Origin of the sequence: Microbacterium sp. MMO-35 (assembly GCF_037147555.1) — a bacterium.
Taxonomy (GTDB): domain Bacteria; phylum Actinomycetota; class Actinomycetes; order Actinomycetales; family Microbacteriaceae; genus Microbacterium.
The window spans coordinates 60,264-73,956 of the sequence record NZ_JBBCVH010000011.1; the positions used below are offsets into that span (position 1 = coordinate 60,264).

11 protein-coding genes are annotated in these 13,693 nt (G+C 70.3%); 7 read left to right on the forward strand and 4 right to left on the reverse strand.

Annotated elements, in window-relative coordinates:
* Position 1 precedes the first annotated feature (1 nt).
* The 4 genes from WFJ01_RS17280 to WFJ01_RS17295 all read left to right on the forward strand — a co-directional run bounded on the left by WFJ01_RS17280 (position 2) and on the right by WFJ01_RS17295 (position 3,669).
* The gene (locus WFJ01_RS17280; RefSeq protein ID WP_292886492.1) at positions 2-1,504 is read left to right on the forward strand and encodes an L-serine ammonia-lyase, iron-sulfur-dependent, subunit alpha; all 1,503 of its coding nucleotides are present in this window, start codon (positions 2-4) and stop codon (positions 1,502-1,504) included.
* A gap of 9 nt (positions 1,505-1,513) precedes the next feature.
* Complete coding sequence (locus tag WFJ01_RS17285; protein WP_336629815.1) at positions 1,514-2,101, forward strand: TetR/AcrR family transcriptional regulator; 588 nt, start codon at positions 1,514-1,516, stop codon at positions 2,099-2,101.
* A 66-nt stretch (positions 2,102-2,167) separates the two neighbouring features.
* Positions 2,168-2,938, forward strand: a complete 771-nt coding sequence (locus tag WFJ01_RS17290) for an ABC transporter ATP-binding protein (protein WP_292886486.1) — start codon at positions 2,168-2,170, stop codon at positions 2,936-2,938.
* Positions 2,935-3,669, forward strand: a complete 735-nt coding sequence (locus WFJ01_RS17295; protein ID WP_292886483.1) for an ABC transporter permease — start codon at positions 2,935-2,937, stop codon at positions 3,667-3,669. The genes WFJ01_RS17290 and WFJ01_RS17295 overlap by 4 nt, the downstream gene beginning before the upstream one ends.
* 12 nt (positions 3,670-3,681) lie before the next feature.
* Here the strand turns inward: WFJ01_RS17295 and hrpB are convergent, their stop codons facing one another.
* The 4 genes from hrpB to WFJ01_RS17315 all read right to left on the reverse strand — a co-directional run bounded on the left by hrpB (position 3,682) and on the right by WFJ01_RS17315 (position 9,926).
* Positions 3,682-6,243, reverse strand: a complete 2,562-nt coding sequence (gene hrpB / locus WFJ01_RS17300; RefSeq protein ID WP_336629816.1) for an ATP-dependent helicase HrpB — start codon at positions 6,241-6,243, stop codon at positions 3,682-3,684.
* 74 nt (positions 6,244-6,317) lie between these two features.
* The gene (locus tag WFJ01_RS17305) at positions 6,318-7,901 is read right to left on the reverse strand and encodes an SPFH domain-containing protein (protein WP_336629817.1); all 1,584 of its coding nucleotides are present in this window, start codon (positions 7,899-7,901) and stop codon (positions 6,318-6,320) included.
* 111 nt (positions 7,902-8,012) lie between these two features.
* Positions 8,013-9,359 carry a DUF222 domain-containing protein gene (locus WFJ01_RS17310; RefSeq protein WP_336629818.1) on the reverse strand — a complete coding sequence of 449 codons (1,347 nt, stop codon included), beginning with the start codon at positions 9,357-9,359 and terminating at the stop codon, positions 8,013-8,015.
* 138 nt (positions 9,360-9,497) lie between these two features.
* Complete coding sequence (locus tag WFJ01_RS17315) at positions 9,498-9,926, reverse strand: MarR family winged helix-turn-helix transcriptional regulator (RefSeq protein ID WP_251439044.1); 429 nt, start codon at positions 9,924-9,926, stop codon at positions 9,498-9,500.
* 409 nt (positions 9,927-10,335) lie between these two features.
* Between WFJ01_RS17315 and WFJ01_RS17320 the strand changes: the two genes are divergently transcribed.
* Genes WFJ01_RS17320 through WFJ01_RS17330 form a run of 3 tightly spaced genes read left to right on the forward strand, consistent with a single transcriptional unit; the run spans position 10,336 to position 13,585 of the window.
* A complete protein-coding gene (locus WFJ01_RS17320; protein WP_336629819.1) occupies positions 10,336-11,079 on the forward strand; it encodes a TnsA-like heteromeric transposase endonuclease subunit in 744 nt (247 codons plus the stop codon).
* Entirely contained in the window at positions 11,076-13,115 is a 2,040-nt protein-coding gene (locus WFJ01_RS17325) for a hypothetical protein (RefSeq protein WP_336629820.1), read from the forward strand. Before WFJ01_RS17320 ends, WFJ01_RS17325 begins: the two co-directional genes overlap by 4 nt.
* Positions 13,115-13,585 (forward strand): hypothetical protein, encoded by a 471-nt coding sequence (locus tag WFJ01_RS17330; RefSeq protein WP_336629821.1) that lies wholly within the window; start codon positions 13,115-13,117, stop codon positions 13,583-13,585. The genes WFJ01_RS17325 and WFJ01_RS17330 overlap by 1 nt, the downstream gene beginning before the upstream one ends.
* Positions 13,586-13,693: the final 108 nt, after the last annotated feature.

Below are 13,693 nucleotides of genomic sequence, written 5' to 3' on the forward strand. Positions count from 1 at the left end.
GGTGACTGCGTACGTCTCGGCCTTCGATCTGTTCTCCATCGGTGTGGGACCCTCGAGCTCGCATACCGTGGGGCCGATGCGCGCCGGAGTCGACTTCGCCGCCCGGCTCGCCGCGGACGGCGGGCTGGATCGGGTGGCGCGGGTCACCTGCTCGCTCTACGGATCCCTCGGCGCCACCGGCCTCGGCCACGGCACGCCCGACGCGGTCGTCGCTGGCCTGCGCGGCCTCACCCCCGAGACCTGCGACCCGGCCGACGTGCGCCGCGCCTGGGCGGACTGGACCGACGGATCCTCGCTCGCGCTGAACGGCACGCACGACATCGTCTTCGCGAAGGACGACATCACCTTCGAGCCGCGCACCCGTCTGCCCGGCCACCCCAACGCCATGACGCTGCGCGCGCTCGACGCCGACGGGATCCACCTCGCGCAGGAGACGTACTACTCGATCGGCGGCGGATTCATCCGTCGCGACGGCGAGGAGTCCGGACGCGCGCTGGAGAAGGCGGCGTTCCCGTTCGCCTATCGCGACGCCGCGTCGCTGCTGGAGCTGTGCGACGAGAACGGGCTCACGATCGCCGAGCTCGCCCGCCGCAACGAGACCGCGCTGCGCAGCGAGGAGGACGTCGCGGCCGGGCTCGACGCGATCTGGAACACGATGGCCGCCTGTGTCGACGCGGGACTGCACGCCGAGGGCACGCTGCCGGGGATCCTGAAGGTCAAGCGCCGCGCAGGGGCGATCCGCGAGCAGCTCGACGAGGTCGAGGCGGAAGGGCACCCCGCGGTGCCCGGCGAGTGGCTGGGCGCGTTCGCGCTCGCCGTGAACGAGGAGAACGCGGCGGGAGGGCGGGTCGTGACGGCGCCCACCAACGGCGCCGCTGGGATCCTGCCCGCCGTGGCGATGTACTGGTGGCGGTTCCTCGCCGACTCCGGGCTGGGTGCGGGCAACGCCGTCACGCCCTACGGCGAGCTCGTCGGCAGCGCGCTGCTCGGCTTCGGCGCGGAGGCCTCGCTCGTCGCGGTCGGCGCGATCGAGGATCCCGATGCGCTCGCCGAGGCGAATCGCCGCCGGGGCATCCGCCGGTTCCTGCTCACGGCGACCGCGCTCGGGTCCCTGTTCAAGGCGAACGCGTCGATCTCGGGCGCCGAGGGCGGCTGCCAGGCCGAGGTCGGCTCCGCCTGCGCGATGGCGGCGGGCGGGCTCACGGCCGTGATGGGCGGCACCAACCGTCAGATCGAGAACGCCGCGGAGATCGCGATGGAGCACCACCTGGGTCTCACCTGCGACCCCATCGGGGGACTCGTGCAGATCCCCTGCATCGAGCGCAACGCGATCGCCGCGTCGACTGCGGTGACCGCGGCGCGGCTCGCCCTGCGCGGCGACGGGCAGCACTACGTCTCGCTCGACGCCGTGGTGGAGACCATGCGCCAGACCGGGCTGGACATGTCGACGAAGTACAAGGAGACGAGCGAGGGCGGTCTCGCGGTCAACGTCATCGAGTGCTGAGATGAACGCATGACCACGATGCGGCGCCGGGGACGGCCCAAGGGCGAGTCCGGGTCGCGGGGCAGGATCGTGACCGCCGCCGAGCACGAGTTCGGCGAGAACGGCTACGACGGCGCGACGATCCGCGCGATCGCGGGGCGTGCGGGTGTGGACTCGGCCCTCGTGCACCACTACTTCGGCACCAAGGCGGACCTCTTCGCCGAGGTGATCGGGATCCCGCTCCGCCCCGACGTCGACGTGCCCGCGATCCTCGAAGGCCCCAGGGACGAGGTCGGCGAACGCGTCGTGCGCTACGTGCTCGAGGCCTTCGAGCGCCCCGACGTCCGCCGCCGCGGCGTGACCCTGATCCGCGTCGCGATCGGATCGAAGGCGATGTCCCCGCCGCTGGTCGGCTTCCTCTCGCGTGAGCTCATCGGGCGGATCACCGCGCGGCTGGACACCCCCGACGCCGCCCTGCGCGCGACCCTGGTGGCGTCGCAGATCGCGGGGATGATCGTCACCCGCTACGTCGCGAAACTGCCGCCGATCGCGGATGCCCCCGTGGACGAGCTCGTGGCGCGCGTCGGACCGACCCTGCAGCGCTACCTGTTCGACTGAGGGACCCCGCCCTTCGCGCGCAGGTGATCCTTGACCGGCGGAGTCGTCGGATCCATAATTCATCACATGATGAATAACGCGGTGGCGATCGAGGGACTGCGGGTGCGGCGCGGCCGGCACGACGTCTTCGACGGCCTGTCGCTGACGATCCCCCGCGGTGAGGTGACCGGGCTCCTGGGGCCGTCGGGCTGCGGGAAGACGACCCTGATGCGCTCGATCGTCGGCGTGCAGCGCGTGAAGTCCGGCTCCGTCACGGTGCTGGGGGAGGCCGCGGGATCCGCCGCACTGCGCCATCGCGTCGCCTACGGGACGCAGGGCGCGGCCGTGTACGCCGACCTCACGGTCCGGCAGAACCTGCGGTACTTCGCCGCGGTGCTCGGGGTCGGCAGAGCCGAGGCCGACCGTGTCATGGAGCTGGTCGGGCTGACCCCGTACGCCGGACAGCAGGTCGCCGCGCTCAGCGGCGGCCAGGCGAACCGCGTGTCGCTCGGGGCGGCCCTGCTCGGTGCGCCGGAGCTGGTGGTGCTCGACGAGCCCACCGTCGGACTGGATCCGGTGCTGCGGGCCGAGCTGTGGGATCTGTTCCGCGCCATCGCCGAGGCGGGAACGACGCTGGTCGTGTCGAGCCACGTGATGGACGAGGCACTGCGCTGCGACCGGCTGCTGCTCATGCGCGAGGGGCGGATCGTGTCGGACACGACGCCGGCGGAGCTGCTCGCCGACACCGGAACGACGGATCCGGAGCAGGCCTTCCTCGTGCTCATCGCGCGGGATGCGGAGTCGGAAGCGGCGGCGCATCCGCAGCTGCGCCGGTCGCTGCGCAGGGTCGGATCATGAACGGGCGGCGGCTGTTCGCGACGGCGGGTCGCGTGCTCGCCCAGCTCCGGCACGATCCGCGCTCGATCGCGCTCATGGTGATCGCGCCGAGCCTGCTGGTCGGGCTCTTCGCCTGGCTGTTCACCGACACGAAGGGCGTGTTCGACACCTTCGGCGGGGCGATCCTCGGGCTCTTCCCGTTCATCGTGATGTTCCTCGTGAGCTCGATCACGACGCTGCGCGAACGACGCTCCGGCACGCTGGAGCGACTCATGACGACTCCGCTCGGCAAGGCCGACTTCGTGCTCGGCTATGCGCTGGCGTTCGGGCTCATGGCGGTGATCCAGGCCGTGGTGACGGTCGCGTTCGCGGTGTACGTGTGCGGCCTGACGGTGGACGGCCCGCTCTGGCAGCTGGGTCTGGTGGCGGTGATCGACGCGCTGCTCGGCACCTCTCTGGGGCTGCTCGCGAGCGCCTTCGCGCAGACGGAGTTCCAGGCCGTGCAGTTCATGCCGGTGCTGGTCTTCCCGCAGATCATCCTCGGCGGCCTGTTCATGCCGCGCGACAAGATGCCGGACGTGCTGCACGCGATCTCGGACTGGCTCCCGCTCAGTCACGCGATCGACGCGATCCAGGCCGTGACCGCCGGCACCGACGACGGGGACCTCTGGCGGCCGGTGCTGATCGTGGCGGCCTTCGCCGTGGCCTTCCTCGTGCTGGCGCCGCTGACGCTGCGCCGGCGCACCTCCTAGCCGCACGCCGTCTCAGCCGCGTGCCTCGCGCTCCGCACGGTTCTTCGTGTGACGGGTCGGAGCCGCCTGCCACGGATCCTCCGGCCACGGATGCTTCGGGTAGCGCCCGCGCATCTCGGCGCGCACCTGCGCGTAGGGTCCCGACCAGAACGACGCCAGATCGCCGGTGACGGCGAGCGGCCGTCCCGCGGGGGAGAGCAGGTGGAAGAGCACCGGCACCCGGCCGTCGGCCAGGCGCGGCGTCTCGGCCCACCCGAAGCACTCCTGCAGCTTCACCGCGACCACGGGGCGGGCATCGGGGTCGTCGTGCGGCGGGTAGTCGATCCGGATCCGGGATCCGCTCGGCACCTCCAGGCGCTCGGGGGCGAGCACGTCGAACTCCGCGGCAGCAGGCCAGGGGAGCAGGCGCCGCAGCGCAGGCGCCAGGTCGACCTTCGCCGTCGGGGTGCCGGCCGCGAGCGCGTCGACCTCCGGGCCGAGCCAGTCGTCGATGCCCGCGATCAGCGCGGCGTCCGAGACGTCGGGCCACGGGGCATCGAGGACCCGGTGGAGCAGGGCCAGCCGGCGGCGGAGCTGGTCGGCCTGCTCCGACCAGGTGAACACCGCGAGCCCTCGCGCCTGGAGCGCCCGGCGCACCGCGTCGTGCCCCTCGGTGGCCGTGGGACGCACCGGCGCCGTCGCCCGCACGATCGCTCCGACTCGGCGCTCGCGTCGGGCGGAGACCCGGGCGCCGTCGAGGTCCGCCTCGACGCGGTCGGTGATCAGGGCGGCGGCGGCGCGGTCGACCTGGTCCTCCGTGATCGCGGCCGCGGCGTGGATGACGGCGCCCGACCCCGCGGCCACCCGGCCGGTCGCGCGCGCGACGTCGGCGACGGCCAGCCATTCGGCGCCGGCGAGGGATCCGCCGACGCCCGCCCGCGTGCCGGAGGCGAGGAGGAACGTCGCCCCCTCCGCGGTGCGCTCGACCCGCCGCGCGATGCGGGAGGGGAAGGCGAGGGCGATCAGGAGGCCGACGTCGTCGATGGTGCCCCGCGCGGGGGCGTCGGCGAGGAAGCGCTGAAGGCGCGACGCCTCCTGCTCCCATCGGCGGGCGTCCGGTCCGCGACCGTTCCGCAGTGCCGTGATCGCCGCGGCCACATCACCGTCCGGGACGCGGAGGTCGCCGCTGAGCAGGGCCACCGTCTCGGCCGCGAGCCGGGAGCCGACGACCCCGCTGCCCTCGATCAGGGCGCGGGCGAGGCGCGGGTCGACCGGGATGCGGGCCAGGGCACGGCCCTCGGCGGTGACCCGGCCGTCGTCATCGATGGCGCCGAGGTCGTGCAGCACGCCCTGCGCGTCGGCGAGGGCGTCGGCGGGCAGCGGGTCGAGCAGCCGGAGGCCGGCACCTCCCGGGGCGCCCCAGCAGGCCAGCACGAGCGCGGCGTCGACGAGGTCCGCGGTCGCGATCTCCGGTGCGGGCCGTGCCGGTGCCGCCGCGAACGTCCGCTCGTCGAGGCAGCGGATGACCGTGCCCGGGCCCTGGCGCGTGGCGCGGCCGGCGCGCTGCACCGCCGAGGCGCGCGATGCTCCGGCGGTCACCAGGCCGCTCATGCCGCGGGCCGCGTCGCGCTGCGGGAACCGGGCGAGCCCGCTGTCGACGACGAGGCGCACCCCCGGGACGGTCAGCGACGACTCCGCGAGGGAGGTGGTGACGACGATGCGGGGCGGATCCGATGCGCGGCGGCCGCGGATCACCGCATCCTGCTCCGCGGCGGGGAGGCGGCCGTGCAGCTCGCGGACGTCGAATCCGCGCGCGTCGTCGTGGAGCCGGCGTGCGATCTCGGAGACCTCGCGAGCCCCGGGCGCGAAGACCAGGACGTCGGCGGATCCGTCTTCGCGGATCAGATCCCGCGCGGCGGCCGCGGCCGTGCGGGCCACGTGGTCGAGGAAGCCGCGCGTGACGCCGCGCTCGTCCAGGCGCGGGCCGGTGCCCGGGGACCAGAGCTCGGTGAGGGGATGGGCGGGGACGGTGTGCTCGACGATCGGCGCCGGGACGTCCGTGCCCGAGATCACGGCCGCGATCCGTGGGGCGTCGAGGGTCGCCGACATCGCGACGAGGGTGAGGTCGTCGCGCAGCTCGCGCACCTCGCCGAGCAGGCCCAGGAGAAGGTCGGTCTCGAGTGCGCGCTCGTGCACCTCGTCGATGACGACCGCGTCCACGTCGTCGAGTCCGGGGTCGCCGAGCATCCTGCGCAGCAGGACGCCCGCGGTCACGAACTCGACGCGGGTCTCGCCGCTCGCGGCGCGCTCGCCGCGGACGGTGAAGCCGACGCGGGAGCCCAGCGGGGAACCGTCGAGCTGGGCCAGGCGGCGGGCGGCGGCCCGGGCGGCGACCCGGCGCGGCTGGGTCACGATCACCCGGCCCTCGGTGCGGGACGCGAGCAGCGGCGGGACCAGGGTCGTCTTGCCGGTGCCGGGCGGGGCGCTGATGACCACGGCGGTGGAGGCGTCCAGAGCCGCGGAGACGTCGTCGAGCGCGCCGGCGAACGACAGCCCTGCACCGATCGTGCGGAGGTCGAAGGCGGCGGACGTCATCGTTCCAGTCTGCCGCGAAACGGGAACGGCGCCCGGATCCAGGGGATCCGAGCGCCGCTCGCGAGGGTTGGGGTCTACTCGGCCGCCTCGTCCGCGTGCGCGGGTGCGGCCTTGCGGACGGCCGGCTGGTGCGGCTCGGCCTGGGCGACGCCCGCGCCGAAGCCGCGGCCGACGGCCTGCCCCTGGATGATGCCGGCGAGGTCGAGCCCGGTCGCGGCGTGCACGCTGTCGAACACGCTGCGGAGGGCCTTGGCGTTGTCGCCGCCGACCACACTGGACGCGCCGTCGTCGCCGGAGCCGCCGATGATCGACACGTTGCCGATCGTGGAATAGCCCTTGGCGAACTCCGCCATGATCGACGGCAGCACCTCGAGCACGCGCTGCGAGAGGAACGCCTCCTGGTTCGATGCGATGGCCTTCGCCTCCGCCTCGACGGCGGCGGCGCGAGCCTCACCCTCGGCGCGGATCGCCTCCGCCTCCGCCGTGGCGCGGACGCGGCGGGCCTCGGCCTCGGCATCGGCCTGGGCGCGCAGCGAGGTGGCCTGACCGGTGGCCTTGGCGACGGCGGCGGCCGCCTCGCCGTCGGCGCGGGCCTTGTCGGACTGCGCCTGCTGCTCGGCGATGCGGGTGGACGCCTCGGCCTGCTTGACCTGCTCGATCGCGGCGGCCTCGGCCGCGCGCTCGCGGGTGTACAGCTCGGCCTGGGCGCGGGTCTCGGCCTCGTAGCGCTGGGCGTCGGCGACGCGCTTGACGTCGGCGTCGAGCTGGGCCTGCTTGTTCTCGGCCTGCTGCTGCAGCACCGCCTGCTCGGACTGCGCGCGGGCGAGCTGCTCGGCCTGCTCGGCCTCGGCGCGGGCCCGACCGACGCCTGCGGCGGCGTTCGCGGTGTTGGTGTCGAGCGCGGTCTGCTCGACGAGGTTCGCCTCCTGGTTGGCGATGAACTTCTGGTTGATCGCGCGGTCGGCGTTGGTCTGCGCGATCTCGGCCGCCTGCCGCTTCGCCTGGATCTCCGGGGCGCCGAGGGACTGGATGTACCCGACCTTGTCGGTGATGCCCTTGATCTGGAACGAGTCCAGGATGAGGCCCTGCTCGGCGAGTTCCTGCGAGACGTCGGCGGCGATCTGGTCGGAGAACTTCTTCCGTTCGCGCATGAGCTCGACGACCGAGAGCGTGGCGACGATGCCGCGCAGGGCGCCTTCGAGCTGCTCGGTGGTGAACTGCTCGATCGCCTTGTCCTGCGAGGCGAAGCGCTCCGCGGCGCGGCGCACGAACAGCGGATTCGACCCGATCTTCACGATCGCGACGCCGTCGACGTTGAGGGTGACGTTGTCGAAGGACTGGGCCTCGGCGTTCAGCAGCACCTGGCGAGAGCGCAGCGAGATGACCTCGTGCCGCTGCGTGATGGGGTTGACCAGCGACTTGCCGTTCACGATGACCGTGACCGGGGACTCCTCGATCTCGGGGCGCGTGGATCCGTCGGCGGAGACGGTCGTGCGCTGCACCTTCTGCTTGCGGCCGGAGATGACCAGCGCCTCATCGGCCCGGGCGACCTTGATCCAGCTGCGTGCGAGCAGGAGCACCACCAGCAGGACGATGACGACGGCGACGATCGCGACGCCGATGATGATGAGCAACCCGATGAGGGTGGCGGGATCCATATGCACTCCTGTGTTCTCCGGTCGCCCGAGAGGGCGTCATGAACGACTATGCCAGACCCTATGAAACAGCCGGGAACGGCCGGGTCTACGGACTGAGGTCAGGCGGCGAGGTCAGGCGGCGAGATCGAAGCGGGCCCTCCCTCCGGCGCGGGGCGTGCGCGCCGGATCCACGTGCGGCGGTGGGATGAACCAGACGCGGCTGTGCCGGCCCTTGCCCTCGATCCGGATCTCCCAGTCGTTGTCGTGGATCCGGTGATGGCAGCTCTCGCAGAGCAGGATCCCGTTCTCGAGGTTCGTCGGACCTGCATCGCGTTTCCACCAGCGGATGTGATGGGCGCGGGTCATCGACGGCGGGAGTCCGCACATCGCACAGCCTCCGTCTCGTTCGGCGAGGGCCAGGCGCTGCGTCTTCGTGAAGAACCGGAGCTCCCGGCCGTAGTCGAGGATTTCCCGGTCGGTGCCGAGCACGCACGGGATGACTCCGCCGCTCGCGGCGAGCTGCCGGGTCGTGGCGATGCTCAGGGGGAGGTCGGATCCGTCGACGGTGGCGTAGCCGGTGCCGTCGGTCAGGTCCTTCAGGTCGACGCGGACCACGACGGTCGCGGTCGCGAGGGCGGGCGCCTCGTTCTCGCAACCGAGGGCATGGGCGCAGATCGCGCTGAGGGCTTCGGCACGCAGCGCGGCGACCGAGCGGTGATCGGCATCGGGCGAGCCCGGATCGAGCTGGGTCTTCTGCGCGGCGAACAGCGCCGACACGTAGCCGTTCACCGCGGCGACGATGGGGGCCCCGTGTGCGGCGTCGAAGTCGCCGTCGAGGTGGATCCGACCGTCGCGCTCGAAGATCGACAGCGATTGGCGGGCGCGCTGCTCCTGCTCCCGCGGGGCGACGCCGTCCGGATCCAGCCACGCCTCGGCGCGGGTGACCATACGGCGCACGTCGTCCAGGGACAGACCGGCGGCACGCTCGACGAGCGACTGCTCGGCCTCGGCGGTGCGGACGGGGCCGAGCGCGAAGCGCACCCGGTCGAGGAGGCCGATGATGGCCGCGACGGCCTGGGGGCTCAGGATGCCGGCGGCCAGGGCGCGCTGAGCTGCGGGATACTTCGCCGGTGTGCGCTCGCCGGTGAGGCCGATACGGGGCGTTGTGGCCTCGCCGACCTTCACCAGGCGGGATGCGTCGCCGGTCGTCGCGCCGGTCGTGGTCGCGATCAGCTGCGCCGCGTTGCGGAACCCGTTCTGCTTCGCCAGCGAATCCGCGCCCAGCTCGGTGCGGGACTCGCGCGCGACGCAGGCCGCGACCTCGGCGAGCATCGCTCCGGAACGCCGGTGCAGCAGCCCGAGCGCCTCCGTCACGGCCACCAACTGGGCCCGGGTGAGGTCGTCGGCATGTTCCGCGCCGTTCCACGCCTCATCGAGACGCTGCAGCGCCTCGTGCAAAGGGTGGAGGTGTTCGGTCATGCCTCGACTCTATGCGGATCCGCGACGACCTTCGTACCTATCTACGAAGTCTGTGGAGAACTCGTCGGAGTGCCCTGCTGTGTGGATCGTGCCGTGCGGGAGCGTCCCTCAGACAGGCCTACTCGCACGCAGGCCCGCTCAGCGTGCGCGGAGCTTCTCCGCGAGCGTCGTCAGCGTGCGCAGCTCGTCGTCGTCGAGGGTCGACATGCGCTCGGCGATCGAGCGGCCGTGCACCGTCGCGAGCTGACGGAACGCCCGGGTGCCGGCTTCGGTCGCGTGCACGAGCGAGCCGCGCCCGTCGTCGGGGTCGGGGCACTTCTCCAGCAGCCCGCGGGCCACCATCCGGTCCACCAGGCGGGAGACGCTCGGCTGGCTGATCAGCATGTTCGCGGTGACCTCGCGCAGGCGCGCGGTGTGGCTCGCGCATCGCGTCACGGTGAGCAGGACGTCGTACTCGGCGGCGGACAGCTCGGCGCCGTCGAAGTCGTTGGACATCTCCGTGAAGATCTCGTGCTGGGCGCGGAAGAGGCTCTCCCAGGCCGAGAGGGCAAGCTTCCGATCGCTCATCGCCTCAGGATATCCGCCGCCGCGGACGTCCGGCGCGAGCATGAGAGAAGGCCGGTCGGAGAGGCTTCCGACCGGCCTTTGTCCCTTGCACCAAGAGTGTCCTGCAATCACATGCGATGAGAGCCACAGCAAACTTTCACCGTGCGATCACTGTATAACGGCGGGGTAACGAAAGCAACGGTTTGGTCACGGTCTGGGTGGATTCATAGGGTCGCTGTTCCGTCTCACGGGACCTGCAAAAATCTCACGGGAGTTGAATCTTGTCTCACGGGACCTGTCGATTCTCACGGGAGTTGTACGCGCACGGCGTGTCGACGCCGAACGCTCAACCGTCGGCGTAGCTTGCGATCAAGTCGGGACCGCGCCTTAGGGGCACCCGCGGTCAGCGGTCCCGGACGGGAGATCCGCAGTGTCGCAGACAACCGCTTGGCTGGAAGCGCTCGACGGCACCAACGCTGTCGCAGCGACAATCAGGTATTCCCTACACGGATTTGCGCGCGAAGCGCAGGCGGCGGACGCGGCTCGTGTCGCATTTGAGGACACCGACCCTGTCCGGACTCCGCCGTCCTATCCACACCGCAAGAGCTTCGAGGGACGGCTATGGCTCGCTTCCACGAGACAGCACGTGTGGTTCGAGTCGTTCTGGGAGCGTGCGTTCCTCGCGAATCTCGATCGCACGCAATCCGCGGAGCGGGTGGCGAGCCAGCCGATGTGGATCGACTGGAGCACCCCGGGACGTTCGCATGCCCCGGACTTCTTCGTTCGGCGAACTGACGGCAGCGCGCTGCTGGTCGACGTGCACGCGAAGGACGACACGGACGCGGACGATGAAGCAAAATTCGAGCTGACTCGCCGGTTATCCGGTGCGCTCGGATGGGACTACCTCGTCGTGGACGAGTTGCCTGGCGCGACTCAACAGAACCTCCGGTTTCTGCTGCGGTACCGGGATCCGCAATGGCTCGAAGGCGTAGACATCGATGCCCTGCCAGCGTCGGGGGCGATGTCGCTGCGCGCCCTTCTCGGGTTGCTCTCCGGCGCGTTGCACGGACCGCTCGGTGCTGCGTATGCGCTGCTCTGGAATGACCATGCCCGGTTCGACCTGACACGGCCGCTGACGATGTCGACGGCGATCTCGTTCGGTGGCGCACGGTGAACGTGCACCCGGGCGAGTTCGTCCGATGGCAGGGCGATGAGCATCGTGTCGTTGCGGTGCGTCCCGCGTATGTCACTCTTCGGCGGCAGGTCGAGCAGGCCGAAGACATCGAGGTGCTGCGCGCAGATCTCGAGGCGAACGCCGAGCCCGCCGGGGTGCGAAGCAGTGCGGAGCTTCTCGATCTCCGGCTTCTGGACGAGCTCGCTCCCGCCGACCGCAAGATCGTCGACGTCTGGCTGGAAGAGCTGGAACATCTCTCGGACCTACTCGACAAGGGCGTGAAGAAGAAAGACGCTCATCGCTCCACAATCGATCAGGTGAATCGCCGGCTGGGCACCGACTACCAGCCGATCAAGGTCGCGCGACAAGTACAGAGTCTCGAGGAGCTGGGTGTGGCGGGGCTTCTGGACCGACGTCGGTTCGGGCTTGCAGACCGGTCAGTGACGAAGCAAGACTCGCGCCTGGTCGAGGCAGTCGTCACGGTGTTGGAGGGGCAGACGAGGAAGTCGACCGGCACCAGGGAACGAGTCATCTGGATGATCGAACGTGAGCTGGAGCGCACTTACGGGCCAGGGGCGGTGCGGATGCCGAGCAGAGCGACCCTCTACCGGCTTATCGGGCAGCTGGAAGCGGGTCGCAGCACATTCGGGAGCGCACGGCTTCGGCGGACGACCGCGAACCAGCCGGGACATATTCACGGGACGAGAACCGGGGTGCGGCCTGGTGAGCAGGTCCTCATCGACACGACTCCGATGGAAGTCCTCGTCAGCTGCGACGGCCAAGCGGTCCGGCCCGACTTGACGATCTTGCTCGACGAGTGCTCGCGGAGCGTGCCAGCGGCGATCGTGACAGTGGGCACGCGCAGCATCGATCTCGTCGTCGTCCTCGCCCGCGCGCTGGTCCCTTACTCTGCCCGCCCGGATGGCGTGCGGACGAATCGGCGTACCATCGCGCAGGCATGGGTGGGTGACGATGATCTCCTTGCCGAACGGTTCGAGGACGAGCGTCTCGCTCAGCCGTACATCTTTCCTGAGTCGATCACGACCGATCGCGGCTCGTCGTATGTGTCGAGGCACTTCACGGATGCGTGCCGGACCTTGGAGATCTCTCTGACGTTGGCTGCGAAGTACACGCCCACGCAGAAGGCGAAGGTTGAGCGCATGTTCCGCACGATCAAGGACGGTTTCACGGAGTACCTCGTCGGCTTCCTCGGGCAGAGTCCGGAAATGCGGGGTGATGAGGTCATGGATGTCGATCAGCTGCTCACACTCGAGCAGCTCCAAGAACTCCTCGAGGACTGGGTCGCGGCCGTGTGGCAGAACCGTCCGCACGACGCGCTGCGTGACCCTCGCAACCCGCGACTGCGGCTCACTCCCAACCAGATGGTCGCCGCATACCGGGAGCTCGTTCCGGAGTTGCAGATTCCACTGGACGCCGACCGGTACATCGCAATGCTCCCGACGCATTGGCGCGCGATCCACAGCTACGGGATCAAGATCGAGCATCGCAGGTATGACGCAGATGCCCTTGCCGGGCTCAGACGTATGCGTTCTCCGCACCGAGCCCAGAACGGTCGATGGCCCGTGCACGTGGACCCCTATAACCCGATGACCGTATGGCTGGAAACCGGCGATGAGTTCATCCCCCTGGCTTGGCGGTCGCCATACCAGGACGCGCCGATGGCCGACGAAGTCTGGAAGATTGCTCGGGCGCACGCCGCAGCGCGAGGAGAGCAGGAACCGACGAACGCCGACCTCAACGACGCGATCCGCCGGTTCGGGAGTGTGGGCAACCGGATACCGACGAGCCGCGAGAGGAAACGTGCGATCAAGAACGTCACCGATCCACTCGGCATCACCGGTCAGCTCCCGCACGCCAGTCTCGCCCCGCTGGCGACGGAGACTAGCTCCGCGGACGACCATCGTGGAAAGACGGTCGACGACTACGCCGACTTGGAACAGCGGTTGGCGCCTCCGTTCGGCAGAACACGCGCGCAGACCACCGCGCCGTCCGTGGACGACAGGAAGGCGCAGTGATGCTCGACGACCTGTTCGACGATCTTGATCTCGAAACCCCCACGCTCGAGTTCGACTACGCCCGCAAGGAAGGATGGGAGCAGTTCGTCAGCTTCGATGCATCCCAGCCTGTCGAGATGAGCATAGGCGACTACGAGGCCCTCAGCTCCACAGAACGAGCGCTCTACAACCTCGGACGCGAGCGATTCATGACCGTCGAGTTCCGCGTGTCGACGCCCTCTCTGCGGAACGCCGCGAAAGCAATCCAGAACGCGATGGCCGACAATAGATCACCCGATGCCAGCAAGTCAGGCGTCATCATCTCCGGGAGGCCCGGATACGGCAAGACAACGGCCGTCCTTGAGTTCGGTCGCGCGCTCGAGCGACGTCGCAGGGGCCCGTCCGGGCAGAGCAGGAAGAACTTCATCCCCGTGGCGTACGTTCCCGTACCCACGCACGCGACCGCAAAGACGATGATCTCGAAGATCTGAAGCGCCCTGGGTCTGATGGAGACTCGCGCTATTTGATTCCCACCAGCTGAGTGCGGTCGGCTTGGACAGCATAGAACGCCTGCTCGAACTCGGCAGGTGGGACGTCGC

Bases quoted from the DNA above. Each gene is read 5' to 3' on its own strand.
- WFJ01_RS17285 (WP_336629815.1), top strand. From the start codon at position 1,514: ATGACCACGATGCGGCGCCGGGGACGGCCCAAGGGCGAGTCCGGGTCG.
- WFJ01_RS17290 (WP_292886486.1), top strand. From the start codon at position 2,168: ATGATGAATAACGCGGTGGCGATCGAGGGACTGCGGGTGCGGCGCGGC.
- WFJ01_RS17295 (WP_292886483.1), top strand. From the start codon at position 2,935: ATGAACGGGCGGCGGCTGTTCGCGACGGCGGGTCGCGTGCTCGCCCAG.
- hrpB (WP_336629816.1), bottom strand. From the start codon at position 6,243: ATGACGTCCGCCGCCTTCGACCTCCGCACGATCGGTGCAGGGCTGTCG.
- WFJ01_RS17305 (WP_336629817.1), bottom strand. From the start codon at position 7,901: ATGGATCCCGCCACCCTCATCGGGTTGCTCATCATCATCGGCGTCGCG.
- WFJ01_RS17310 (WP_336629818.1), bottom strand. From the start codon at position 9,359: ATGACCGAACACCTCCACCCTTTGCACGAGGCGCTGCAGCGTCTCGAT.
- WFJ01_RS17315 (WP_251439044.1), bottom strand. From the start codon at position 9,926: ATGAGCGATCGGAAGCTTGCCCTCTCGGCCTGGGAGAGCCTCTTCCGC.
- WFJ01_RS17330 (WP_336629821.1), top strand. From the start codon at position 13,115: ATGCTCGACGACCTGTTCGACGATCTTGATCTCGAAACCCCCACGCTC.